Below are 25,639 nucleotides of genomic sequence, written 5' to 3' on the forward strand. Positions count from 1 at the left end.
CCCGCAACGTCAAGGGCAACTTTTTTGATGTATGAGATTATTGACCTTCCGCAAGCTCTGCTAGGTAGGACCAGCGTTCGATTAGCTGTTCAAGCTTCTCATTTAATTCTGCTTCTTGTTTCATCAAGTCCTGTGCTTTCGTAAAATCACTGCCAACCTTGGCAAGTTCCGCCGATGTTTCTTCCAGTTTTTCTTCTGTTTTAGCAATTACGCCATCAATTTCTTCCCATTCTTTTTTCTCCATATAGGTCATTTTTTTCTTTTTTTCCTTTTCTGAAGATTTTGCTGGCTGGCTAGAAACACTGGACGCATTATACACTTCGGTCAACGCTTCTTTTTCAAGAAATTCCGTATAATTTCCAAAAAACGAATCGATTGCTCCTTCCCCTTTTAAGACTAGCAGCTGGTCGACGACCTTATCGAGGAAATAGCGATCATGCGATACATTAATCACAACTCCAGGGAAATCTTCCAAATAGTCTTCAAGAACGGTCAACGTCTGTGTATCAAGGTCATTAGTCGGCTCATCCAATAATAGAACATTGGGTGCCGACATTAAAATTTTTAACAAGTATAATCGGCGTTTTTCTCCCCCGGAAAGCTTACGGATAGGTGTTCCATGAGTAAACGGCGGAAACAGGAAACGCTCAAGCATTTGCGCAGCTGAAATCGTTTTGCCATCGGATGTCTCGACAATTTGTGCTGTTTCCTTAATGTATTCAATCATCCGCATGTTTTCATCCATGTCTTCGCTTTCCTGTGTGTAATAAGCGATTTTAACCGTTTGCCCCATTACGAACTCGCCCTCATCAAGTGGAATTCGTTTTGCCAAAATGTTGAGGAGTGTGGATTTGCCGGCTCCATTTTTGCCAATAATACCGATCCGGTCGCCCGGCTTTACCAACAGATCAAAATGATTAAGAATTGTTTTGGCGCCATACCGTTTGGAAGCATCCTTTAATTCAAAAACCTGCTTGCCAAGCCGGCTTCCATTTAAGGAAATATCGAGCTTCTCCCCGGAAAGTTTTCCACCGGCAAGCTTTTCATCCAGCTCCTCAAAGCGCTGAATCCGGGCCTTTTGCTTTGTTGTTCTTGCTTTTGCCCCTCGTCTGATCCATTCGAGCTCGCGTCGGAAAAGGTTTTTCCTTTTTTCAAACGTTGCGGCCTCATTTTCTTCACGGATAGCTTTTGCTTCCAAAAATGCCGCATAATTCCCTTTATAGCTGTATAAGTTCCCGCCATCCAACTCAAACATTCGATTTGTCACGCGGTCTAAAAAGTAGCGATCATGGGTAACGAGCAAAATCGAGCCGCTATACCTGCTTAAATAATCCTCCAGCCATTTAACGGTATCAAAATCAAGATGGTTGGTCGGTTCGTCCAAAATAAGTAAATCCGGCTCAGCAATTAAAACCTGTGCCATCGCTACACGTTTTTTCTGTCCACCGGAAAGCTCGCCAATCTTCTTTCCAAAATCCTCAACTCCCAATTTTGTTAAAATGGATTTCGCATTAGTGCTTGCATCCCATGCACCCAGCGCATCCATTTGTTTTTGTAATTGAAAAAGCTCGTCCTGCACTTTGGAATCATTAGGTGCCGCATTCAGCTTCTGAAGTGTGTTTTCATAATCCCGCATCAATTTTAAAATTGGTGCCTCACCATGATAGACTTGCTCAAGAACGGTGCGCTCTACATCAAAATCAGGCTGTTGTGCCAAAAATGCAATGGAATAATCCTTCCCGGCAATAATTTTCCCCTCGTCCGGCTGATCCAATCCAGCTACAATTTTCAATAGTGATGATTTCCCCGTTCCATTTACCCCAATTAAACCGACACGTTCCTTTTCACCGATTGTAAAGGAAATATTGTTAAAGAGCTGTTTTTCCCCATAGGTCTTTGTAACGTTTTCCACCGTGAGCATTTTCATGATTGACCATTCCATTCTTGATAAAATTGTTCTAAAAATCTCTCCATCATTTGATGGCGGCTTTCAGCCATTTTTTTTGCCGTTTCTGTATTTAATAAGTCTTTTAATTTCAGAAGTTTTTCATAGAAATGGTTGATGCTTGTTGATTTCCCTTTTCGGTATTCATCTATCGTCATTTCTTCTCTTATTTGGTAGGAAGGATCGTAAATCTGCTGGCCCTTTTTCCCCCCATAGGCAAAGACACGGGCTATCCCGATAGCACCAATCGCATCCAGTCGATCAGCATCTTGGACGGTTTTCGCCTCGACTGATTCTAGTTCTATTTTTCTTCCACCTTTAAAAGAAATAGAGGCGATAATCTTTTTGATTTGCTTTTTATCTTCTTCTGATAATTCGCTTGCCTTTAAAAATCCATCCAGCTTTGCTTCGCCTTTTTCTGCGGTTTCATTTAGTTTTTCATCCGGTATATCATGAAGGAGAGCTGCCATTTCAATAATGAACGGGTCTCCTAATTTTTCTTGTTCGTTTATATATAATGCATTACGGCGGACGCGGTCCACGTGGAACCAATCATGCCCCGTTGCATCTTCACCTAGTTCAATTTGGACAAACTTCTCCGTTTGTTCAATTATTTGTTTTTTCACATAAAACACCTACCCTCACCTTTGCTATTCTATCATGAAAAAGAGGGATAGATGAATCCTTGCTCTAAAAAAGAAAAATCCGCAGGAAACCCGCAGACCCAAATCACCTATTCTAACCCATTAAACCAACTAATCCCCAAGGTATTCTCTCCGGCATGAACACCGATTACTGCTCCAAGCGGGCAGCAGAGAATCGTTAGTTCCGGAAACTCTATGCTCAACTCTTTTTTCCAATTATCAGCATGATTTTCATGTAAACCGTACAAAATATATACTTCCTTCATACTGTACCTTTCATAGGATTGCCGCAAATATTCAACAATCTTCTCTTTTGCCTTCTTTTCACTTCGGACCTTTTCTTTTACAGATAAAGCCCCGTCATCAATCGAAATAATCGGTTTTACGTTCATCATACTGCCAAGGAAAAATTGCAGGCCTGACATCCTTCCGCCGCGATGGAGCTGTTCGAGACTTCCAACCAAAACATAGGCTTCGTTCGTATTTCTAATCCTTTCAAGCCCTTCCACGATATCATCCAAGCTTTTTCCTTCAGACAGCCACTGCATTCCCTTTTTAATCAAGGCGTTTAAAGGATAGGTTAAGATTTTCGAATCAATGGTCGTGACCGGAATCGACACAAGCTCGGCCGCCTGGCCACTAGAAGAAACCGTGCCGCTTAATTTCCCGGAGACGAGCACCGTTATCACCTGATCATACTCATTCTCTAAGCGCTCATACATCGCCTGAAAGGCGCCAACCGATGGCTGTGAGGTTTTTGGCGCGGTCTTTAACGATTTTAATTTTTCAAAAAGCTGTCCGGATGTTAAATCAATACCGTCTAAATATTCCTCACCATCAAGAACAATCGAAAGCGGGACTGTATATAAATCGGGATGATTTATTAATTCATCATCTAAAAATGCCGTGCTGTCGGTTACCCAAGCCGTTTTGGCCAAAATGACCACTCCTTATCCCAAAAATCTGTAACTTTAGGAATATCATTACTTTAATGGTATCCTCACACATTAATAATGTAAATATTTAAAACCTTCAAAAACCTAAAGTAACGCTTCAATATCCTGAACAATCTCATTTGGTTTAATACTCGGAGCATAACGCTTTTGGACCTTCCCGGTTTGATCTATTAAAAATTTGGTAAAATTCCATTTGATTGCCTTTGATCCCAAAACCCCGGGAGCTTGTGATGTTAAATACGAAAATAATGGATGCTTCTTGCTGCCATTCACCTCCACTTTTGCAAACATCGGAAAAGTAACCCCATAATTTAATTCACAAAATGATTTAATATCCTCTTCACTGCCGGGTTCCTGGTTCATAAATTGATTGCACGGAAAACCTAGAACAACCAAACCCTTATCCTTATACTTTTCATAGATTTGCTGGAGTTCGCTATATTGCGGTGTAAATCCGCACTTACTAGCCGTATTAACAATCATGAGGACTTTCCCTTTAAATTGCTCAAGTGAAACTTCCATACCATCGATGGTTTTTGCATGAAACTCGTAAATTCCCATTTTTCTCTCCCCTTTAAATGAGCAACTCAAGCCGCTTTACCGATGTAATAATATATTCAATCATATCTATCAAGTCATCTAATTGCGCTTCCTGAATGATCCGGTCAAATTCAACGGTAATCGTATGCAGTGCCTCTGATTCCTTATATAATGGATCCAATTGTACCCGTTGTGAAATTTTTCTCGATGGTCCCCATATATCAGAAAATAGTTTCTCAATTTTATCATAATCAACTTGATTTACGACAGATTCAAAAAAGAACTCCAATTTCAAGGAGGAGCCTGCCATTTTTTCTGCCTTCATACCTGGAATCAATTCTGCTGCAAGATTTATCATACTGGATTCCAGTGAAATTTTAACAGAAGCACTCTTCTTTATTGTTTCAGTCATTTTAAAAGAAATCTCAAATATTCGCGACATTTTTGCCATATTGATTATATCGTTGCGATCGGTAATTACGATTTCGCCACCCAAGTCCAAATCATAAATGGCACCTTCGATGACGACCTTCATGTTATCGAATGCAGTTGGGTCAAACATATTTTTCACCTGCTTTTAATCAATTACTTTTATTTTATCAAAAATTATTTTCTTTTCTGTACGAAAGATAATGTTTATAATGTTATTGACCAAATATTAAAAATTTAAATTTAATTAAGACATAATTGTTGAACACAAAGAAGGAGATGGTCACTTGCCTATAAATATACCAAGGCTTTTACCAGCACGAGAGATTCTTGAACAAGAAAATATTTTTATCATGGAAGCTGAACGTGCGATTAGCCAAGACATTCGTCCGTTAAATATTTTGATTTTAAATTTAATGCCCATAAAGGAAAAAGCGGAAACACAGCTATTAAGACTATTAGGAAATTCGCCGCTGCAGGTTAATGTGAAATTTTTAAAAACAAGTTCCTATGAATCTACCCATACAAGTAAGCAGCATCTTGAACAATTTTATATCACCTTTCCCGAGGTAAAGTCTCAAAAGTATGATGGCATGATTATTACAGGTGCCCCTGTCGAACTATTAGAGTTTGAACAGGTTAAGTATTGGCAGGAGTTAACCGAGATTATGGATTGGTCAAAAACGAACGTTACTTCTACCTTGCATATTTGTTGGGGGGCACAAGCCGCACTTTTTTACCATTATGATATTGGTAAATTTGAGCTGCCACGTAAATGTTCAGGTATTTATTCACATCGTGTATTTGATACTAATGATATTTTACTTCGCGGTTTTGATGATATTTTCTATGCACCGCATTCAAGGTATACGGATGTATCGATCGATGCCATAAAGGACCATTCTGAATTAAAGCTGTTGGCCGCATCAGAAGAAGCGGGACCATTATTAATTGCATCTCGTGATCGAAAACATGTCATGATTACCGGACACTTGGAATATGAATCCGAGTCATTGGCAGAAGAGTATACGAGAGATGTAAATAAAGGGCTCGATATCCATATTCCAGAGAATTATTTTCCTAATAATGACCCAAGCAACCCGCCCGTTAACCGCTGGCGTTCACATGGACATTTATTCTTTTCAAACTGGTTGAATTACTACGTCTACCAAGAAACACCATATTTATGGGATTAAACAAAGCATCGGTTCACACGAGCCGATGCTTTCCTTTTATTTTACCTTAAACATAAATACCCACATAAAGGACAAGGATTGCCGCAACTCGAGCGGAAGCTTTTCAACGGGCAGTTTTTCTGCCTCCCGCTTGTACACACCCATTTCGGCTATTTTTTTTAAGCCATTTTCCTCTGCCAGCTTTTCAAATTCCCATGGCATCATTGTATTGCAAATGACTTTTTCTCCATAGAGTCTTCGAAAGCTATTGATTCGCGGCATCGCGGTCGGTCCTAAAATTGCAATACAAGCGAAGCCCTCTTCTTTTACAATTCGTTTAATTTCAAAAAGCACTTTTATGGGGCTTTCCGTCCATTCTAAAGAATTAATCGCCATAACTGCATCGAAAGAATTTGCCGCTTGAGGAACCTCTGAAATATCCGACTTGATAAATTGAGCAGATGTGCCTTTTGCCAGCAATGAAGCCTTTTCAAGCATTTGCTCTGATAAATCGACTCCTGTTACGGGGTGACCCATTTTGGCAAGCTTAACCGAAGCAAATCCATCCCCGCAGCCTAAATCACAAATGGCCGCCCCATCCGGCAGATATTTTTTCAAAAACGGTATAATTTCCTTTCTACTGCCTGATTCCCACATCCCTCTGCTGTTTGAATGCCAGCTGTCTGCCCGCATATCCCATTGTTTTTCAGCTTCATCAACCCATTTAATATCCAAAGTCAAACCTCCAAATTTAAACTTTATATCTATAATTCGTTTCAAATTATAAATTTCCTTTTGATTAATCTCCATACCATTTAGAAAGAATAATGGAAAAAGGAGGTATCTACTATGGAGACGATTGTTGGACTTCACCGGAATCATTTTGGTGAAATCATTAGCTTCGTTACATCGGGAGGCAGGGTTATCTCTTATCGCAAGGCGTTAATGGAGGCTGAAAGCGGCTTGCTGGATGGCGTTCAAGCACAGGTAGATTCTGAAGGCAATCTGACCTTTGGCCCCGGACTCGAACAATCCTTCGACGACTATCCAAATTTATTTTAAAAGCACCTGGCATACATGTCCAGGTGCTTCCTTTTTTGCAATGATCGCTATTCTAATTCACTTTCATTCTGCTTTTGAATTTCTCTTAATGCATCAATTCTCGTTATATCTTCTTCGAAAAATTGAACAAGATCGCCAATCCGGTCAATCGAATCCCAGCTTAGATGATGTTCAATTCCTTCCACATCATTATAAATATTTTCATCCTTAACACCGATAATTTTTAACAGCTGCTCAAGAAGGGCATGGCGATAGACCAACCTTTTTCCTATTTTCCTGCCTTTTGATGTTAACGTAAGTCCTCTATATTTTTCATAAACCAAATATTCATCTTTATCCAGCTTTTGAACCATTTTTGTTACCGAGGAGGGATGTACTGACAACGCTTCCGCTATATCAGAGACTCGAGCGTAGGTTTTTTCTTCAATTAGTTTATAAATCTGTTCAATATAATCTTCCATACTTGGTGTTGGCATCCCGTTCCCTCCAAACAAATCATCATTAAAAGTGTACTATAGATAATTTTGAGTGACAAGATGCTTTGTCACAGTTATCACAAATAAAGAAAATTATCCTTGTGGAACCTTTTCAAATAGAAACTTCACCTTTTTATCGGTTTCATCTAAATAAAGCCGGGCATTAAAGGTTTTTTCATTCTTTGTAAACCCTTCAATCAATTCCGTTTTCCCCTCAGAAAGCATTAATTTAATATTTTTTTGCGTAATATTTTTTCCGAGAACTTTTTTGGAAATAGTAAAATCGCATTGATTTTTTCGATAATTACTGCAGCCGTAAAAGCTTCCTTTATCAACAACCGCCCCATCACATTTTTTACATGGGCCTAATTTAGTGAGGGTTTTTGTTTTTTTCTTCCCTGGAGAAAAATTATCCCTCATTTCATCTGAAAAGTTCCATTTTTTTGATTGATCAACACTTGTGTTAATGAGATGTACAACCATTTTATTGGTTTGCTCCATAAAATTCTTAGGTGATGCAGCACCTTCCGAGATTTCTTTTAACTTCTGCTCCCATTTAGCCGTCATTTCCGGTGAAGCCAAGATTTGTTGCCCGAGCGCCTCAATCAAAATTTTCGCTTTTGCAGTGGCGTAAACAAGGTTTTTGGTAACTTGAATATAAAGACGGTCCTTTAGCATCGTAATAATTCCTGCTCTAGTGGCTTCGGTCCCAAGTCCTTCAGTCCTGGTCAAAACTTTTTCCAGTTCCTTATCCTCTATATGTTTGCCGGCTGTTTTCATTAAGGTAATCAATTGTCCCTCGGTGTAACGCTTTGGTGGCTGGGTTTGACTTTCTTTTACATTCACTTTTTCAGTAATGCCCTGTTCCCCTTTTTCCAAAAACGGAAGTGCCGATTCATCTTCTTGTTCCTTAGGCGGTTGTAAAACCTTTCTCCAGCCTTCTTCAATTTGTACCTTACCTTTTGATTGAAAAGCAGCACGCCCATCCACCAATGTTGTTACCGTTGTATATTCAGCAATTGCCTTGTTATAATGCGCAGCAATTAAGCTCGTTACAACCAATTCATAAATTTTTCGTTCATCCGGATCCAATCTATCGATTTTTGGAATTTGTTCAGTCGGGATAATGGCATAGTGATCCGTTACCTTCTTTTCATTTACATACCGTTTGTTATCGATTAAAGAAGAGTTTGGCAGAGGAAAGAATGATTCATAAGCTTTCATATGACTTAATTTCCCCAAAATCTCCGGGAATGTACTTGCCTCTTCTTTCGTAACATAGCGCGAATCGGAACGTGGATAAGAAACATTCCCTTTTTGATAAAGCTTTTGCAGGACATCCAATGTTTTTTTCGGTGAGAATTTAAAACGTTTATTTGCTTCAGCTTGAAGAGCTGATAAATTATAGAGCAGAGGCGGGTAAAATTCTTTTCTTTCAGCAATCACTTCTGAAACTTCTGCAGGTTTTCCCTTACAAAATGCCGCAACTTTGTCGGCAAGGTCCTTATGTTTAACGCGTGTTTCTCCATCATTTAACCATTTGCCGCTATATCGTTTACCATTTATGAAAAAATGAGCAATTACTTCCCAAAACGGTTCGGGATTAAAATTTTCTATTTCTAATTCTCTTTTCACAATAAGGGCTAATGTTGGGGTTTGGACTCTTCCGACTGAAAATACATCTGAAAAGCCTTGATTTTGCAGGAGAAGACTATATAGCCGAGAAGCATTCATTCCCACAACCCAATCTGCACATGCCCTTGTGTATGCTTCAAAAAATAAGCTTCGGGTTTCATTTTCATCCAATAGCTTGTGAAAGCCTTCTCTGATGGCGTTGGGAGTCATAGACGAAATCCATAATCTTTTCATCGGCTTTTTGCATTTTGTTAAACGGAGAATATTTCGAATGATCAGTTCCCCTTCTCTTCCAGCATCGCCTGCATGGATGATATCGGTTACCTTCGGGTCGGAAATTAATTTTTTAATAACAGTGAATTGCTTTGCTTTATCTCGTGTCACTTCATATTCGAAGTGCTCAGGAATCATCGGCAGTGATTCCAGCGCCCATTTTTTCCAGCCGGGCTGATACTTTTCAGGTGAAACCAATTGGCAAATATGTCCGATTGCCCAAGTCACATAGGCTCCATTTTTAAATATTTCGTTTGGAAAAATTTCAATAAACCCATTTTGTTTTTTATGTTTAAAAATTGAAGCAAGCGTTGAGCCCTGGTCCGGTTTTTCGGCAATAATTAATTTCATGCACATTGCTCCCTTTTTACAAACTATCCGACATCCATTTTCCCACTTTGCCTTCGTAACGTAAAGTGATAAAATCACACAACAAATAAAATCCCTTCCAGTTTATTTTCTGAAAGGGATTTGTTCACTTACAATTTTCTCTTTAGTTGAATCGTCGTATCCTGAATATACCAATGTTCCTCTTCAATAATATTGGAAACGGTTAAAATGAATGAAGGAATTCTCTCAACCTCAAAAACAATCGCTCCAATTTTCTTTGAGAACATGATAAATGCGTCCCCATGGGGAAAATTGGATAATTGATTACCAATGTAGCGCAAAGACATTATAATTTCCTGTTTTTCATCTGTTTCGATTTGCAGGTTCGGCGAGAATCTTAATATCCAATCCTCTCCGTCAATGGAAAATCGGAACATGCCCTCACCCTTTTTCATTCAAATTAGTTATATATATTCATATGATTTAGAGTAAGTTATATGATAAAGCCAAGCTGTCTGGTGGAAAACATATCCTTCTTCCCTATTCGTTTTGGATAAATAAACGCTTTCATTCCTTGACTGTCCAATTCCATTATTGTATATTAAAAGCATCATGTTACATATTTTGCTTGGCAAAATTTTTGCCCTATTTGCTGCATGATAATTTATTTTATTTAGGCGCCAATGATGGTGTCTTGAAAGGCTTAGGAGGAAGAAGTACATGCAAAACGGTAAAGTAAAATGGTTCAACAATGAAAAAGGTTTCGGTTTTATCGAAGTTGAAGGCGGAGACGATGTATTCGTACACTTCAGCGCTATCCAAGGCGAAGGCTTCAAAGCTTTAGAAGAAGGTCAAGAAGTTTCTTTTGAAATCGTAGAAGGAAACCGTGGACCACAAGCTGCTAACGTGGTAAAACTTTAATCTAAAATAATCTAAGGCTGGCCATTCGCCAGCCTTTTTTATTTTTTCAGTCAGGATAATTTTTTCCCAAACTCCTTAATCTGTTCCCCTACGGTACATTGCGAAATACAAAATTGATGTGCCTTCCTGCGGCCACCCTCTTTAATTAGTTGGCGATGCAAAAAGCACCCTTCACAGTATTGAGTCATCAGTGATTCTACATGTGTCATTACTTCTTTTCTTACGAAACCCTTCACAGTCTCCATCCCCCCAATCTAAAGAATTTGTGTTTTAGCGAAAATTTCTTTTCCTTCCAATGCCTGTGTGGCCAATTTATCGGCTTCCTTATTTTCATTTCTGGAAATAGGTGTATATCTCGGCTTAATACCCAATGTTTTGATTTTTTCCTCAATTCGATCCAGCCAGCGATTTAAATTTTCTTCATAACACGGCCATTCTCCTTCTAGCTGCTTTAAAACAACCTGAGAATCCCCTTTAAATTCACATGGCAGGTGATTCACTCCTAAGTCCTCTAAAATATTTAAGGTATAATAGAAAGCAGCATACTCTGCTTCATTATTTGTGTCCATTTGATCAATATGTTCATTAGCCCGGATTCGATATTTCTTTTTTCCCTGCTTAAAGAAAATAACGGCTCCGAGACCTGCACGATTTGTTTCCTTATGAAATCCTCCGTCAAAATAAACAGTCACTTCATGAGGGTCTTCTTCGATTTCAACAGTAAGTTTTTTCATTTCCTTTAACGTCCATGAAGTGCCCATTTCGTCATAAAAAGTTAATTCTGAGACTTTTCCGGACTTTTCAAGTTCTGCCCCTGTTTGAAGGGCCAATTCCCCTGAAACCCAATCAGAGGTAAATTGTACTTTTTCATTTCCCTTTGGTTGGTATTTCCATTCCATTCGATAGTTCATTTTTTTCAGCCTTTCTATACTATTTCAAGTTTCCACGAAAATCTATCTGTTCATAAATAATAAATCCTTCATTTTACCTTATGTTGATATGTTCTTATCATACCCAGTTATAAGTAGTTGTGATAGGAAAACTTTTTTCTCCAATATGGCCATAAATTATGATAAACTTTCATTAACTTACAAATGGAGGAAAAAATCTTGATTGAAGTATACATTGATGGGGCGAGTGCCGGTAATCCCGGACCAAGCGGTGCAGGGATTTTTATAAAAGGGCAGGGTACAGCCGATAAATATTCGATACCTCTTGGTGTCATGACTAACCACGAAGCAGAATATTATGCCTTTATTAAAGCACTGGAAATTTGTTTAGAAAAAGGTTATACAAGCACAGTTATATCGTTTCGGACCGATTCGGAATTAGTGAACAAAGCGGTTGAAAAAGAGTTCGTTAAAAACAAACTTTATGCTCCTTTGTTAGAAAAAGCGCTTTTGCTTTCCAAAAAATTCGATTTATTTTTTATGAAATGGATTCCAAGTAACGATAATAAGGTTGCCGATGAACTTGCAAGGCTTGCAATTCGAAAAAATAACGTGGAGGAACAATCATCATCATGAAGAAACCAATAATTGCTGATATTAGTTTGTTGCTTGTAACCTTAGTATGGGGAACTACATTTGTTTTAGTCCAAAATGCAATTGATTTGCTTGCACCGTTCTCTTTTAATGGGGTTCGTTTTTTAATTGCAGCCTTGTTACTTTTTCTTTGCTTGGTCATTTTTGACAAAAAACAGCTTAAACTGCTCAATAGCAAAATGTTATTATCAGGGGTTTTTATCGGGTTTTGGTTATTTCTTGGTTACGCAACCCAAACCATCGGGCTTTTATATACGACCTCTTCAAAAGCAGGCTTTATTACAGGCTTAAGTGTCGTACTTGTACCATTATTATCAATTTTTTTGGCAAAACAATACCCAAGCCGCAATGCCATTTTTGGAGTGGTTACGGCTACCTCAGGATTATTTTTCCTGACGATGACAGATGTAACTGGCCTTAATATTGGGGATGGTTTTGTTTTGGTATGCGCCATAAGTTTTGCAATGCATATCATCATGACCGGCAAATTTAGCAGTAAGTATCCAACCCTATTGTTAACGGTTATTCAAATTACAACTGTAGCGATTCTTTCAATTCTTTCATCGTTCATTTTTGAAGATTGGAAGAAATCGTTAGATCCTGATATTTTATTGTCTAAAAATGTGTTGATTGCCATCATTATCACCAGCGTGTTCGCAACCGCTGCGGCATTTTTTATTCAAACGAATTTCCAAAAATATACGACTGCCACTAGGGTTGCCCTTATTTTTGCAATGGAGCCCGTATTTGCAGCTATAGCCGGTTATTTCTGGGCACATGACCGCTTATCCATCAGTGCATTATTTGGTTGTATCCTTATTTTTGCGGGAATGATTATTGCCGAATTTCCAACAGATAAACTTTCTTTTCTCAGAAAAAATAAAACAATAGAAGGTTAAAAAACTCCCTGGGAGGGAGTTTTTTATATGGCCAAAAGGTCTGTTTCTTTTACAAATCTTAGCGCTTCTTTTCTTGTTTGAACTTTGTTTGCCATTAAAGTTTCAAGCAGGGACATATAAAAACTTCCATCGAAACATTTTTGCGCTTTTAATGTTAGCTCTACCGCAGCATTGATGATTTCATCGGAAGCATTTGTATAATTTTTTCCGAAATAGATAAACCCAATCGCATCTTCATGTAATTGGAAACCTTTTCCCTGCAAGTAATGCAAATATTCCTCCAGCGTCTGCAATGACTTTCCCCTCTCAATACTTACTAAAAAATACCCTCTAAAATCTTATCGTAAATTTTCGCGATTTTCTATCTTTTTTTGTACATAAATGACCTGCAATGCCTACGAGTACTCCAAACAATGCACCGCCCACTACTTCTTCCGGTTGATGTCCCAACATTTCTTTCAGCCTTTTCGGTGCATTTTGTTTAAATTCAAGGCTTTCCTCTTTATGAATTTTTTCCATTAAATCATTCATGGAATTAACCTTTAAGGTGAGTTCCCCTGTTTGGCGGCGGATGCCCTGGGCATCATACATGACGATTAATCCATACACGAGTGAAAGGGCAAAATCAAATGTTGGCAGCCCTCGTTTTAACGCTATGAACGTGGTTAATGTGGAAACCCCTGCAGAGTGGGAACTTGGCATCCCACCCGTTTCAAAGAATAATTCCGGCCGCCATTCTTTCTTTTTTACATAATGGATTGGGATTTTTAATCCTTGCGCAAGCCCAATACTAAGAAGGGCTAAATAAACACCTTTATTCATTTCATCACCTCTTCCATTATTGTTAAGAAAGACGTGTTTTATTATTCTTGGTGGAAATACTAACAAAACAGGAGGTGATTGTGGATGAGTAACAATAAAAGTGTCGACCGTGGAAAAAAAGCACCAGGAGTAACTCCACAAGGTTATGGACAGGATGCTGAATTTGCTCAAGAGCCAAAAAGTAAATTAGAAAATGCTGCGAAAAAGTCTAACACCAAAATATAAAAATTGAGGCTGATTTACTCAGCCTCATCCTTATTAAGAAACAATTGCCTCGTCAATTGGCAGCAAGCGCTGTACACCACGAAGCTCAAGTTCAGTTAATTTATTTAGTGCCTTTTCTCTGACAATCATTAAACTGGCATCTTCAAGTGCAACGCTAACAGGAACATCGCATTTAATTTCTGCCAACCGTCTCGATAAATGGAGCATGTCTATATCCTGCTCAATTTTGGTTTTGATTGATTTAGAGAGACCGTGCAGATTCGAAATAATCCCTTCCACATGGTTGTATTCCTTTAAAAGCTTCAGGGCCGTTTTTTCGCCGATTCCTTTTACACCCGGATAATTATCACTTGGGTCTCCCATCAATGCTTTCAAATCAATCATTTGCCGCGGTGTAATTCCTTTTTCTTCAAAGAAAGTTTCTGGTGTATGGACAAGATAGTTGCCGTAGCCTTTTTTCAGCAAAATAACTGAAATGTTTTCATCCAAAAGTTGAAGGATATCTTGATCCCCGGTTAAAATCGAAACATTTGCAAATTCTTTTGATTGTTTGGCGATGGTGCCAATACAATCATCCGCTTCAAAACCTACCATCCCAATATTCGGGATATCGAAAGATTCAACTACTTCCTTAACTAAATCAAATTGCGGAATTAATTCGATCGGTGCTTCCCCCCGGTTACCTTTATAGGCATCGAAAAGTTCCGTGCGGAAAGTTTTACTCCCCATATCCCAACAAACCGCAACATGGGAGGGCTTGAAGGAGGAAACGGCCGTGAATAAATGTTTGATGAAACCATGAATTCCATTCGTCGGAATCCCTTTTGAATTTATCATAAACTGCCCGGTTACTGCTGTTGCATAAAAAGCACGGAATAACAGGGCCATCCCATCTACAAGCATAAGTGAAGGCTTTCGATTTTCCAATAATAAGACCTCCTTAATTAAGTGTCATAAAAACAACACGAAAACCATTATAACATAAAATTAGGGCCAAAATTTTACTCAATTTCGTTTTCTTCATAGGAGATCCAATCACTAAAGCTGCCTAAATAAAGCTTTACATGCGGGAAACCCGCTGCCTTTAAGGCGATAAAATTCGGTACAGCCGTTACACCTGACCCACAGTAAACAATTACTTCTTTGTTCGGGTCAATGTCGTAAAATCGCTGTTTTTGTTCTTCTTCGGAGTTATAAATACCATTACTAAGTCCCTCGAACCAAGGTTTGTTAACTGCACCCGGAATATGACCGGCTTTTTTGTCAATCGGCTCCTCAATCCCTAAATACCTTTTCTCTTCTCGAGAGTCAATTAAAACGCTATGATCTGGTCTATTTCGGACTACTGTTTGTACCTCTTGAACAGTGGCAAGCCATTCAGACTTAAGACTTGGGACGAAGGTTCCTTTGGCAAATGAAGGAACCTCGGCTGTTAGAGGGTAATTTGCTTCCACCCAACCTTTAAACCCACCTTCAAGAACAAAGACATTTTCATGCCCAAGATATTGCAGCATCCACCAAAACCGGGCGGCAAATGCCCCTTCGCCTTGGTCGTATGCGACAATAATTGTATTGGAATTGATTCCTGCCTTTTCCAGTTTATCTTTGAATTCAAAGATATCCGGCAGCGGATGCCTCCCGCCATAGCGGGAAACAGGGCTTGATAAGTCTTTTTCAAGATGAAAATAAACCGCACCGGGGAGATGATTTTCCTGATAATCGTGGTTGCCTTTTTCAGGTTCTGCCAAGGAAAACCGGCAATCAATAATACGGACATCTGAATTATTTAAATTTTTCAACAGCCATACCTTGTCCTTAGCAAAGTTCAATATAATCTCTCCCTAAAAATATTATTGTTCTTCTAGTTTTTGCTGCACATCCATTAATACTTCAATCGATAAGCCACCTTCCAATGCAGAAAGCATGCTTACATAATATTCATGGGCCTGCTCTTCAATATGGCCTAACAGCTGATTAAATTCCGTTTTTAAAATATTCCCGTAATGGTGATTAATACGGAGTATTTCATCGTTTAAATATTTCTCTGCAGGCGAATTTAAGACATTCATTAACTCATCCATCATCAATTGTTTTTCATTTTTTTCAAAGAAGGTTTTTGGATTTTTAAAATATGACATTGCCTTTGCAAAGCTTTGTTTATTCATATTGCGAAAAGCATTTTGGAACTCAAGTTCATCTATTTTTTCTACTTCAAACCTTGAAAAAGAAAGGTCCTCATTGATATCCATTAAGTTTCGGACAAAACTGGCTTCAAAATCAGCGATTGTTTTTTCAAGGAAGCGATCCAGTCGAACCGTTGTAGCTCTCATTTCCTGCGCAAAATCAAACCCTATGCTCTCAAGGAATTCATCAAGGGCTTCCTGCAATACTTTCTTCAAATTCCGCCCATCATCCCGTAATGTGGAAGGGTTAAAGGATTCTTTAAAGAAATCGCTAAAGCGAAAAAATACCCGCTGTTTAATATAATAGATTAGCTCTTCCGCTTCCTGCACCATCCGATTTTGTAACCCATCAACCGACTGCCGTTCCATTAATTCTTTCATTTTAAACTTTTGATTTTCAATTGCTGAACGCTTCTGATCTTTAACGGATTGATCTTCCTTAGCGCTTTGAATCAGCTTGTTAACCAACTCATGGACACGGTTCAGTTCATTTTCAGCTGATATGATTGCCATTTGTGTAAGGTCATTTGATATAAATTGGTAGAATGACCGTTCAAATTCTTTCATGCCAGAAGATTTTTCGGCCGAGGAATCTAGTTTTTCCTTAATCGCCAATAAACTTGATAGCGAATGAAGATGCGGATTTCGAATCCCATATTTACCAAGTTGGTCTTTTACATAGTCTATTACTGTGTTCTTCTCTTCCTCATTTTCGGCCAGGTCAATGGCATTAATGATAAAGAACATTTTATCAAGCTGGAACGAATCTTTTACCCGTCCCAATTGAATTAAAAATTCACGGTCCGCCTTTGAAAAAGCATGATTATAATAGGTTACAAACAGAATCGCATCCGAGTTTTTAATATAATCGAACGCAACACCGGTATGCCGTGCATTGATGGAATCTGCTCCAGGAGTGTCAACAAGAGTAATCCCCTTTCTAGTCAGCTCACAATCATAGAACAGTTCAATCCATTCAACATAGCAGGATTTTTCCTCTTTTGCGACAAAGTCGGTAAATTCACTTAAATCGGTTTCCATGACTGTTCCTAACAGATTATGGAATGAATCATATCCTCTCTTAAATGCTTGCAAAAAGGCAAAATGGGTTTTCTCCGCTATGCCCTCTTGGTCATATTGCGAAAGGATTTTTTCAATTTCTCCGGAGGCATCCCCCAAGTTGCCGACTTCAAAATCAAAAACTTTTAACGACCGATTTACATCCTCAAGCATTACTTCAGGTTGTTTAAATTTCACAAGCACCGTTCCATGTGGATTGGTTTCAGTTACAGGCCTAATTTTATTTATTGCTGCGGTGGTTGGATTCGGTGAAACCGGTAGAACCTTTTCGCCCATTAAAGCATTGGCAAACGAAGATTTTCCTGCGCTGAATGCACCAAACAAGGCAACGGTGAATCCTTTGTTCTCCAAGCGTTCAGCTTTTTCTTCCAGTTCTGCTGCAATCTTCCTAAATCCTGCAAGATTTTCAATGATGCCTGAATTCTTACGTAGTCTTTCAACCATTTTCTTTAATTGGTTTGTTTCTAGTGGAACTTCTTTTTCAACAGCAGGGGCAATATTTAAAGGCTCTCTCTCTAAAACCTTCTCCTCACTCGCCGATGGTTTGATTTTCGTCATCCCACTTTGGACAACTTCATATTCCTCTTCTTCATATTCAAATAAATGGAATGTGTCCATCCGCGTATCATCTTCAAGATTAATGATTTCATCGACTTTATTGGCCTTAACCTCGATTTCCTGGTGATAGTTTTCAATTACTTCAATTGACTGTATATATGGCTCAATCCTGTTGTATTCCCGTTGATATTGGCTTTTTACTTTCCCGCTTCTTTCCATTAGGGCTTTTAATAATTTACCTTTTAAGTTCTCTACAGATTCCCTGGCCAATTTTTTAATTTTAGAGGCTACCTCTTCTGTGTAATTCAGCACATATTCACCTGACAAACGCGCACCAGGCTTGACAGCACTTTCTAATAAATCCGCAGGGAAATCAATTTTAAGTCCCTGTACAGAATCAACTAATTCAGATTGATCAATTTCATATTCTTTAATAAATTTCAATATAAATTCACGGAGGTGCCACTCAAGCTGTTCTTTTGCCTTTTCCAGCATATCTTGGTAAAAGTGCTGAAGCCTTGTTTTACGTTCCTCTTGTGTTTTTTGTTTTGAAAACAGGAATCCGACTTTAAATTCCGACTGGCATGATTCCAAATAGGACTCTGCCAATGACCTTGTTTGAAACGGCATGAGATACGCATTCTTGATTATTTGCGCCAACTCTTCGTCAAATTTCTTTTCGGCCTGTTCCAAACCGCCCGCCATTTTACCCATTTTTGTTTGTAAATCTTGATGAAGTCTAATCAGTTCATGTTTCTCTTCTTCTGAAAGCTCATTGAATTTTTCGATATTCGGTGAAAGTTTTACTTCGATTCCCTTTTTTGCCTGATTCAAATGGTCTTGTGCAATCTTTTTTAAGGAATGAAAAATGGATGGGAGCAGCGCTTCATCTTTTCCCGCTAATTTATCCGCAATAAATTGCTTTAGTTCAGCAAATTCATTAAATCGGTGGCTTGGATTTTTTAACGATGTATAAAAAATCCGTTTTGGGCGAACTCCCCATGTTGCAAAAGAGTCCATGACACTTTTTTGGAAGTCAGAAAAACTAAGTTCCTCATCATTATGTTTATCAATTTGATTAATGACTAAATAAACTTCTTTGCCCGCTTCTGTCAGCTCTTTGGTAAATAAGAAGTTTAATTCGGCCTGTACATGATTATAGTCCATCACATAAAAAATCAAATCAGCTAAATGCAGCGCGGATTCGGTTGCAATCCGATGGGCATCATCGGCCGAATCGATTCCTGGTGTATCCATCACAACTGTATTTACCGGTAAATTTGATTCACTATTGCTGATTTCAATTTCCTCGATTTGGTCCCCGTCTTTGCAATAATTTTTCACTAAGTCATAATCATATGGTGCTAAATAAATCCGCGGTTTTTCATTTTTGAAAAAAACCTTTGCATATTCTTCCCCTGATTTTACTTTCACCAGATTGGCACTGGTTGGTATCGGACTGGACGGCAACAGATTTTCTCCGATTACCTTATTAATCATCGTCGATTTTCCAGCTGAAAAATGGCCGCAAAATGCCAAGAGAAATTCCTGAGAATCCATTTTCTTAGCTAACTGCTTAAGCTTCCCGGCATTTTCAAAATCCTTTTCATTAAGCAAATATTCATATAGTGCCATTAATTTATTTTTTAATGATTGAGCAGTTTCTTGTTGGCTTGTGGTTTGAACCATGAATCCTAATCCCCTTAACTACATTTTAATAGTTTTATTGTATACGATTATTCAAACTTTTCCTATCTTGACAATCTGAAAATGCAAAAAACCAAGGAGTATTTTCTCCCTGGCTTTATAAAGGTGTTAATTAATGCGTACCATTTTTTAAAACGTGCTTCATGACAAATGCATAAATAACAATTGTACCGCCCACAAAAGCAAAAGTCATCTTAACACCTTCCTTCTCCGGTCATATTGAGAATGATTTTCATCGTTGATTAGATTTTAGCACAGGTGAAAATGATTTTCAATAGCCCATTTTTAATTATCATATTTTTTTAACAACTTAGGAAGAAAACGATTACATTTTTGAAAAGCCCCTTCATACTCGGTATAAGTTTTTAACGCTTGTTCTTCAGTAGGAATGCGAATCGAAAGCATGAATATATTTAGAAGAGTAAAAACAGCAGCTGTCAAAAAACACTTAAATAACAGTGGAATAACAAGCAACTCAATAGAAACGATAAGATAATTTGGATGCTTAATCCAGCGATACGGACCTCTTTTAACTACATTTGCACCCGGTAGGACAATAATTTTTGTATTCCAATACTTTCCTAATGAAAAAAGAGCCCAAACCCTTACTAGCTGAGCGAGGATGAAAACGAAAAGTAACCACTGCCAAGCATCAGATATACCCCGATTTAAGGTAATTTTTTCGCTTATAAAAACGAGAAAAAACAGCAAGTGCATCAAAACGATAAAGCGATAGTGTTCATGTCCGTACTCGATTGCACCCTGCTCCATCATCCATTTCTCATTATTTCTGGCAATCCGCAATTCGATCAGACGCTGAAGGATAATAAGACACCAAAAGATGAAAAAAGAGTAGAAATCCTCCATTTATTGCCACCTCAATAACAATAACTCTGAGCTAAAACCAGGTCCAAGTGCCGTACACAGACCTCTCTTCCCTTTTTCTGTATCTAATTCCATAAACCGTTTTAGAACGTACAAAATGGTTGCCGACGACATATTCCCGAAATTCTTCAATATCTCTAAAGAAATATCTGTCATCGAAGGAGATATCCTTAAAGAAGTAACATACGCATCCAATACCTTTTTTCCACCCGGATGGGCAATAAAATAATCAAATTGACTTATATTCATTTCATGTTGTTCAAGAAAATCATTTACGTTTGGCTTTAACCAACCTTCAATAATTTTGGGGATATCGCGGGAAAAAACAACAAATAATCCTTGGTTTCTAATATCCCAGCCCATTACATCCAAGGAATCCGGCATGAGGGTTGATTGGGTTGCAATAATGGCCGGAGAGGTTTTCCGTGAACGGAATTCGTCAATTTTGACTTCATCACCGCAAATGAGTGCGCAGGCAATCCCATCTGCAAAAAGCGTGGTCCCGATTAGATTGCTTTTGGATAGGTCGTTTTTTTGAAACGTCAAACTGCAAAGTTCAACAGATAGGACAAGAACCTTTGCCATTGGAAATGCCAAGCAATATTCAAAAGCTCTTGATAAACCGGCGGCTCCACCTGCACAGCCAAGCCCCCAAATCGGAATTCTTTTTGTATGCTGTGAAAATGAAAGTAGGTTCATGATTCTGGCTTCAACACTGGGTGTTGCAATCCCGGTGGTAGAAATAAAAAAAATCGCATCAATATCATGATAAGGAATGTTCTTTGTTAAAAACGATTCATTTGATAAACATTTCTTAATGGCTTCCGCTCCCAATTTTACTGCATTTTCAATAAAAGCATTATTTTTTTCTTCAAATGTATGCTCTTCATTAAACCAATTAACGTCTTTAACAAAATTGCGTTTTTCAATTTGTCCATTGGAAAAAGCCTTTAGCAATCGCTCAATATCCTTAAAAGAGTCAGAAAAAAGCTTCCGTGCAAATTCCTCTGCTTGCTGTTGTTTTATTTCATATGTCGGAAGTGCTTCCGCAACTGAAATAATAGTCGGCATCTCCATTCTCCTCCAAATTTTATTGAGGTTATTTTTTCCAAATCCCATAGGATTATTCTAATTTGAACATGGTTGATTTTAAAAAAATATTGATTGGAGCGGAAGGTACGAGACTCCGTTGGGTGTACGAGCTGAGGTGACCCCGCCGGCGGAAAGCGAAGTGTTTTGAGCGCAAATCGCAAGGAGATAAATAGGCTTTTGCAAAAAAAAAGCTCCCCATTTGCCGGGAAGCCAATCGTTTTGAAGGTTGTTGTTGTGCACTTTAATTATAACGCTGATTAGGATTCTAATCACTACATAATCTTTTCCAATTATATTTTTTGTTTATGGTTTATCAGGTTGCTTTTGAACATCAATTTTAATTTTATTGGATGCTAAAGATCCGCAAATTTTACAGTATTCCTGTTTGTTATATAAGAGACGGCATTTTTCACAATAATATTTTTCCACCAGGGAACACACTCTCTTCTCCGAGATTATAAGCACTATATTTCCATGTTATTTTAAAAATTTTATAGTGTGACAATATTTCGAATCTGCCTTCTCTAACATACTTTTGAGTCATTTATCAAGTATCCGCATCACAGGGTATGTGTGCGAATTCACAGTATATTCACATTTCCTCCCATTTCTAAGTGACTTTCATCACTGTTATATCAACTTTTTACCATTAACATGTTAGATAACTAAGGAAAGAACAATTTGTGAACTCTCAATTTTTAACTTTTTCTTACACAATTGTTTTGTATTATGAAAGTGAACTTATTTTCCAATGACCCGAAGGGAGTGTAAGGGATGGCAAAGGCAGAAGTGAAAACAAAACAAAAATTAGAAATAGAGGATAGCTCTTCATTAAAAGGTACATTAGCGTCCGTTTTCTTTTTAGGGCTCTTCATCGTTGTCACATGGTTAAGTGTCTATTATTTATTCGTAGAGAGATTTTAAAGAAAGGTTTAAATAAAGAGGGGGAAAATCCTATGCATATGCATAAATTTGAAAAAATTTGGCTTATCTTTGGCGTAGCGACACTGATTGTTTTCTTGTCGACCGTCGGAGTAAGTGCGTTCTATCTTGGAAATAAGCCGCCTAGTTGCTTAACCACCATTAATCCGGAAAAAGTAGATCAAACAAAACCATTTGACAAGCCGGGACTTCATAAAGTTGAGGGAAAAGAGTGGGATTATGAGCTTGTTTATGTCGCTTCGACTTTCTCTTATAATCCTACAGAAGTAAAAGTACCGCTTGGTGCAAAGGTTAGAGTGATTGCTACAACAAAAGATGTTGTTCATGGCTTTGAAATTGCCGGAACCAATATTAATATGATGCTTGAGCCCGGATATGTCAGCGAATACACAACAACATTTGACAAAGAAGGCGAATATTTGATTGTGTGTAATGAATATTGCGGTGCCGGGCACCATTTAATGAGTTCGAAGATTGAGGTGGTAAAATAATGGCTAGTGTGACTTCAAAAATAAAAGTAGACCCAAGGGATGCAAAGCTTGCAATGGCCCACTTTTATGTGGCCTTTATAGCACTGGCTCTTGGAGGGCTTATGGGACTTTTGCAAACCCTTGTCCGTTCTGGGAAATTTGAATTGCCTGGAGGAATCGGATATTATCAACTATTGACGGTTCATGGTGTCATGATGGGATTAGTGTTAACAACCTTCTTTATCATGGGCTTTCAATACGCGGTTGTCAGCCGGACAGCTGGAACGCATTCACCTGCAGCCCGCCGGACAGGGTGGATTGGCTTTTGGTTAATGACACTTGGGACGGCAATGGCAGCTACAATGGTTCTGTTAAATAAAGCATCTGTCCTTTATACCTTTTATGCACCACTGCAGGCACATTGGATTTTCTATTTAGGAATGACCTTTGTTGTTGTTGGCAGCTGGATTGATGGTGCCGCGCAAATTGTGACCTATATCAAATGGCGGAAAAACAATCCGGGTAAACCAAGTCCGCTCTTGAGCTTTATGGCCGTAATCAATACGGTTATGTGGATTGTTGCTACACTCGGTGTTGCTGCGACTGTATTATTCCAATTACTGCCTTGGTCTCTTGGATTAGTTGATACTGTTGATGTTCTTGTTAGCCGTACATTATTCTGGTATTTTGGCCACCCGCTTGTTTATTTCTGGCTACTGCCAGCCTACATGTGCTGGTATGCGATTATTCCAAAAATTATCGGCGGAAAAATTTTCTCAGATTCTTTAGCACGCTTATCCTTTATTTTATTCCTGCTATTCTCAATTCCTGTTGGGTTCCACCACCAGTTAACAGAGCCAGGAATTGATCCAGCATGGAAATTTATTCAGGTTATATTAACGTTTATGGTTGTTATTCCGTCCTTAATGACTGCCTTTTCATTATTTGCGACTTTTGAAAGATATGGTCGCTCGAAAGGCGCAACAGGACTTTTCGGCTGGTTCAGGGTTCTGCCTTGGAATGATGCCCGCTTTACGGTACCCTTTATCGGAATGGCTTCGTTTATTCCTGCCGGTGCCGGTGGTATTATCAATGCTTCCAACCAAATGGACCAAGTCGTTCATAATACCATTTGGGTAACAGGTCATTTCCATTTAACTGCAGCAACATCAGTAGTGCTAACATTCTTTGGAATTTCTTATTGGCTTGTACCGCACTTAACCGGTCGTAAATTAACGAAAGCAATGAATAAATTGGCGATTATTCAAGGCTGGGTTTGGTTCATTGGAATGGTATTTATGTCAGGTGCAATGCATATTGAAGGACTTCTTGGCGGTCCAAGACGTTCAGCTTTTTCAACCTACAACGGTGCAAAACAGGCAGCTGAGTGGATACCTTATCAAATCGCCCAGGCTGTTGGCGGAATCATTCTTTTCTTAGGCATTATCTTGGTTCTCATCATTTTCATTAATCTTGCCTTCTTTGCACCAAAAGGTGAAGAAGAATTCCCTGTTGGTGTAGCAGAAAATCTTGATGAAAAAGCGCCAATGGTATTCGAAAACTGGAAATTATGGCTTGGGATGCTTGCCGTTCTTATTCTGTTTGCGTACACGATTCCTTTTATTGATATCATACAAAATGCACCACCGGGATCAAAAGGGTATAAAACTTGGTAATGTAAGATAAAGACTGGCTTCAATCACATGATTGAAGCCTTTTCTTTTTGTAATTTACTAAACGAATTTTTGGGAAGGTTCACTAATAATACAGATACTAAAATAAAGAGAGAGCCGATAAATTGGATGAACGCAAAGTTTTCTTTATACAGAAACACCCCTAATAGGGTGGCAACAACCGGCTCTGTAGTGGCAATAATGGACGCTTTACTGCCATCTATTTTTTCCAACCCTATCGTATACAGTAAATATGCTACTACCGTAGGAAATAACCCTAACCCCACTCCATAAAAAAGGACCTCTCCACTTAATAGGAAACTCCCTTTATTCCAAAGACCCGAAAGCGGAACTAAGGCAATCGAAGCGACAATAAATGTATATAGCGTAACTGTGAAAGGTGAATATTTGTTTAACGCGAATTTTCCAAAAATGGTATATAAAGCATAGCCGAAACCTGCGCCAAGACCGGTCAGTAAACCTGCGGTGCTTATCGATGTGGTTTCATTTAAATTACTACCGGCTACCAATACACATCCTAAAATTGTCCCCGCTACGGAAATAAGTTTGGCAGAATTCAATTTTTCCTTTAAGATCAGCCACGAAAGAACCGTGACAAATGCGGGAGCGGTATACAAAAGTATCACAGCCAAGGAAAGATTCATTTGTTGAATGGATTTAAAATAACACCAATTAAAGAGAACGATACTGCAGATGCCTGTTCCGACAAATAACCAGGTATCCTTCCAGTTAATTTTCAATTGCGCCGGGTATTTGATTGCACCTGTGATACCCAATAAAGCTGCGGCCGTCACCACCCTGATTGTCACAATTTCCATCGAAGTAAAACCGAGGGCATCCAAACCCCTTACAAAAATAGCGATGATTCCCCATAATGCTGCACTGACAGCTACGAATAATATTGGAAGGATTTTTTTCATTTTAACTCATACACTGCTTCATATTTTTGATGGAGATAATCAACAAGCTTAGCTGTCTGATCACTCATTTCATTCACCCCTTTTACAACGTTTAAATTTTATCATATTTTTCTGAAAAAAAGTTGTCTTTGATCCAGGTAAATTGAAAAAAAACAACAGAAAAGGAAATTCTGTTGTAAAATAAATTTATAGAGAATATAGAGATGCTTCATAAAAAAAATAATTTTACAAG

28 protein-coding genes are annotated in these 25,639 nt (G+C 38.4%); 9 read left to right on the top strand and 19 right to left on the bottom strand.

The genetic code is table 11. The annotated features are described in order from the left end of the window. Positions 1-37: 37 nt before the first annotated feature. The 5 genes from BIV60_RS09795 to BIV60_RS09815 all read right to left on the bottom strand — a co-directional run bounded on the left by BIV60_RS09795 (position 38) and on the right by BIV60_RS09815 (position 4,647). Positions 38-1,927, bottom strand: a complete 1,890-nt coding sequence (locus BIV60_RS09795; protein ID WP_071355553.1) for an ABC-F family ATP-binding cassette domain-containing protein — start codon at positions 1,925-1,927, stop codon at positions 38-40. Further along, positions 1,924-2,571 (bottom strand): HD domain-containing protein, encoded by a 648-nt coding sequence (locus BIV60_RS09800; RefSeq protein WP_071355582.1) that lies wholly within the window; start codon positions 2,569-2,571, stop codon positions 1,924-1,926. The genes BIV60_RS09795 and BIV60_RS09800 overlap by 4 nt, the downstream gene beginning before the upstream one ends. 107 nt (positions 2,572-2,678) lie before the next feature. After that, positions 2,679-3,527: a DegV family protein gene (locus BIV60_RS09805; protein ID WP_071355554.1), complete on the bottom strand. Its 849-nt coding sequence runs from the start codon at positions 3,525-3,527 to the stop codon at positions 2,679-2,681. A 102-nt stretch (positions 3,528-3,629) separates the two neighbouring features. Beyond that, positions 3,630-4,106 carry a glutathione peroxidase gene (locus BIV60_RS09810; RefSeq protein ID WP_071355555.1) on the bottom strand — a complete coding sequence of 159 codons (477 nt, stop codon included), beginning with the start codon at positions 4,104-4,106 and terminating at the stop codon, positions 3,630-3,632. 13 nt (positions 4,107-4,119) lie between these two features. Then, complete coding sequence (locus tag BIV60_RS09815) at positions 4,120-4,647, bottom strand: hypothetical protein (RefSeq protein ID WP_071355556.1); 528 nt, start codon at positions 4,645-4,647, stop codon at positions 4,120-4,122. A gap of 154 nt (positions 4,648-4,801) precedes the next feature. Between BIV60_RS09815 and metA the strand changes: the two genes are divergently transcribed. Further along, positions 4,802-5,710 carry a homoserine O-acetyltransferase MetA gene (gene metA / locus BIV60_RS09820; RefSeq protein WP_071355557.1) on the top strand — a complete coding sequence of 303 codons (909 nt, stop codon included), beginning with the start codon at positions 4,802-4,804 and terminating at the stop codon, positions 5,708-5,710. A gap of 36 nt (positions 5,711-5,746) precedes the next feature. Here metA and BIV60_RS09825 read toward each other — a convergent pair whose 3' ends face one another. Then, entirely contained in the window at positions 5,747-6,382 is a 636-nt protein-coding gene (locus BIV60_RS09825; RefSeq protein WP_071355583.1) for a class I SAM-dependent methyltransferase, read from the bottom strand. Positions 6,383-6,538: 156 nt separating this feature from the next. Here BIV60_RS09825 and BIV60_RS09830 point away from each other — a divergent pair, with 156 nt between their 5' ends. Then, positions 6,539-6,751, top strand: coding sequence for a DUF3892 domain-containing protein (locus BIV60_RS09830; protein WP_071355558.1), 213 nt, complete (start codon positions 6,539-6,541; stop codon positions 6,749-6,751). A gap of 47 nt (positions 6,752-6,798) precedes the next feature. Here BIV60_RS09830 and mntR read toward each other — a convergent pair whose 3' ends face one another. The 3 genes from mntR to BIV60_RS09845 all read right to left on the bottom strand — a co-directional run bounded on the left by mntR (position 6,799) and on the right by BIV60_RS09845 (position 9,902). Next, entirely contained in the window at positions 6,799-7,227 is a 429-nt protein-coding gene (gene mntR / locus BIV60_RS09835; RefSeq protein WP_071355559.1) for a transcriptional regulator MntR, read from the bottom strand. Between the two features lie 93 nt (positions 7,228-7,320). Next, complete coding sequence (locus tag BIV60_RS09840) at positions 7,321-9,486, bottom strand: DNA topoisomerase III (protein WP_071355560.1); 2,166 nt, start codon at positions 9,484-9,486, stop codon at positions 7,321-7,323. A 128-nt stretch (positions 9,487-9,614) separates the two neighbouring features. Further along, positions 9,615-9,902 (bottom strand): hypothetical protein, encoded by a 288-nt coding sequence (locus tag BIV60_RS09845; RefSeq protein WP_071355561.1) that lies wholly within the window; start codon positions 9,900-9,902, stop codon positions 9,615-9,617. A 283-nt stretch (positions 9,903-10,185) separates the two neighbouring features. Here BIV60_RS09845 and cspD point away from each other — a divergent pair, with 283 nt between their 5' ends. Beyond that, on the top strand, positions 10,186-10,386 hold the full coding sequence (cspD, locus tag BIV60_RS09850; protein WP_071355562.1) for a cold-shock protein CspD: 201 nt from the start codon (positions 10,186-10,188) through the stop codon (positions 10,384-10,386). Positions 10,387-10,436: 50 nt separating this feature from the next. Here cspD and BIV60_RS09855 read toward each other — a convergent pair whose 3' ends face one another. Next, positions 10,437-10,631 (bottom strand): zinc-finger domain-containing protein, encoded by a 195-nt coding sequence (locus tag BIV60_RS09855; RefSeq protein ID WP_071355563.1) that lies wholly within the window; start codon positions 10,629-10,631, stop codon positions 10,437-10,439. Between the two features lie 9 nt (positions 10,632-10,640). Next, positions 10,641-11,297, bottom strand: a complete 657-nt coding sequence (locus BIV60_RS09860; RefSeq protein ID WP_071355564.1) for a ribonuclease H family protein — start codon at positions 11,295-11,297, stop codon at positions 10,641-10,643. Positions 11,298-11,495: 198 nt separating this feature from the next. Here BIV60_RS09860 and BIV60_RS09865 point away from each other — a divergent pair, with 198 nt between their 5' ends. After that, positions 11,496-11,912 (top strand): reverse transcriptase-like protein, encoded by a 417-nt coding sequence (locus BIV60_RS09865; protein WP_071355565.1) that lies wholly within the window; start codon positions 11,496-11,498, stop codon positions 11,910-11,912. Continuing rightward, entirely contained in the window at positions 11,909-12,829 is a 921-nt protein-coding gene (locus BIV60_RS09870; RefSeq protein WP_071355566.1) for a DMT family transporter, read from the top strand. The genes BIV60_RS09865 and BIV60_RS09870 overlap by 4 nt, the downstream gene beginning before the upstream one ends. Positions 12,830-12,852: 23 nt before the next feature. On the opposite strand, the gene BIV60_RS09875 is transcribed toward BIV60_RS09870, so the two are convergent. Continuing rightward, a complete protein-coding gene (locus tag BIV60_RS09875) occupies positions 12,853-13,122 on the bottom strand; it encodes a DUF6123 family protein (RefSeq protein ID WP_071355567.1) in 270 nt (89 codons plus the stop codon). A 37-nt stretch (positions 13,123-13,159) separates the two neighbouring features. Next, a complete protein-coding gene (locus tag BIV60_RS09880; RefSeq protein ID WP_071355568.1) occupies positions 13,160-13,651 on the bottom strand; it encodes a divergent PAP2 family protein in 492 nt (163 codons plus the stop codon). An 84-nt stretch (positions 13,652-13,735) separates the two neighbouring features. On the opposite strand from BIV60_RS09880, the gene sspL reads away from it, so the two are divergent. Then, positions 13,736-13,876, top strand: a complete 141-nt coding sequence (gene sspL, locus BIV60_RS09885; RefSeq protein WP_071355569.1) for a small, acid-soluble spore protein L — start codon at positions 13,736-13,738, stop codon at positions 13,874-13,876. A gap of 33 nt (positions 13,877-13,909) precedes the next feature. Here sspL and BIV60_RS09890 read toward each other — a convergent pair whose 3' ends face one another. The 5 genes from BIV60_RS09890 to BIV60_RS09910 all read right to left on the bottom strand — a co-directional run bounded on the left by BIV60_RS09890 (position 13,910) and on the right by BIV60_RS09910 (position 21,360). Continuing rightward, positions 13,910-14,803: a 5'-3' exonuclease gene (locus BIV60_RS09890; protein ID WP_141770438.1), complete on the bottom strand. Its 894-nt coding sequence runs from the start codon at positions 14,801-14,803 to the stop codon at positions 13,910-13,912. A 74-nt stretch (positions 14,804-14,877) separates the two neighbouring features. Beyond that, a complete protein-coding gene (locus BIV60_RS09895; RefSeq protein WP_071355570.1) occupies positions 14,878-15,705 on the bottom strand; it encodes a sulfurtransferase in 828 nt (275 codons plus the stop codon). 21 nt (positions 15,706-15,726) lie between these two features. Then, positions 15,727-19,386 (bottom strand): dynamin family protein, encoded by a 3,660-nt coding sequence (locus tag BIV60_RS09900; protein WP_071355571.1) that lies wholly within the window; start codon positions 19,384-19,386, stop codon positions 15,727-15,729. A 303-nt stretch (positions 19,387-19,689) separates the two neighbouring features. Beyond that, on the bottom strand, positions 19,690-20,271 hold the full coding sequence (locus tag BIV60_RS09905; RefSeq protein WP_071355572.1) for an isoprenylcysteine carboxyl methyltransferase family protein: 582 nt from the start codon (positions 20,269-20,271) through the stop codon (positions 19,690-19,692). Beyond that, complete coding sequence (locus BIV60_RS09910) at positions 20,272-21,360, bottom strand: type III polyketide synthase (RefSeq protein ID WP_071355573.1); 1,089 nt, start codon at positions 21,358-21,360, stop codon at positions 20,272-20,274. 795 nt (positions 21,361-22,155) lie between these two features. Here BIV60_RS09910 and BIV60_RS09915 point away from each other — a divergent pair. From BIV60_RS09915 to BIV60_RS09925, 3 genes are read left to right on the top strand one after another with little or no spacing between them, the layout of a single operon-like run. Further along, complete coding sequence (locus BIV60_RS09915; protein ID WP_071355574.1) at positions 22,156-22,305, top strand: cytochrome c oxidase subunit 2A; 150 nt, start codon at positions 22,156-22,158, stop codon at positions 22,303-22,305. A 32-nt stretch (positions 22,306-22,337) separates the two neighbouring features. Continuing rightward, positions 22,338-22,814 (top strand): cytochrome c oxidase subunit II, encoded by a 477-nt coding sequence (locus BIV60_RS09920; protein ID WP_071355575.1) that lies wholly within the window; start codon positions 22,338-22,340, stop codon positions 22,812-22,814. Beyond that, the gene (locus BIV60_RS09925) at positions 22,814-24,469 is read left to right on the top strand and encodes a b(o/a)3-type cytochrome-c oxidase subunit 1 (RefSeq protein WP_071355576.1); all 1,656 of its coding nucleotides are present in this window, start codon (positions 22,814-22,816) and stop codon (positions 24,467-24,469) included. The genes BIV60_RS09920 and BIV60_RS09925 overlap by 1 nt, the downstream gene beginning before the upstream one ends. Positions 24,470-24,492: 23 nt before the next feature. Here BIV60_RS09925 and BIV60_RS09930 read toward each other — a convergent pair whose 3' ends face one another. Then, positions 24,493-25,407, bottom strand: a complete 915-nt coding sequence (locus BIV60_RS09930) for a DMT family transporter (protein WP_071355577.1) — start codon at positions 25,405-25,407, stop codon at positions 24,493-24,495. Between the last annotated feature and the right edge of the window lie 232 nt (positions 25,408-25,639).

It is taken from the genome of Bacillus sp. MUM 116 (genome assembly GCF_001866655.1).
In the GTDB taxonomy this organism is placed as follows: Bacteria; Bacillota; Bacilli; order Bacillales; family Cytobacillaceae; genus Neobacillus.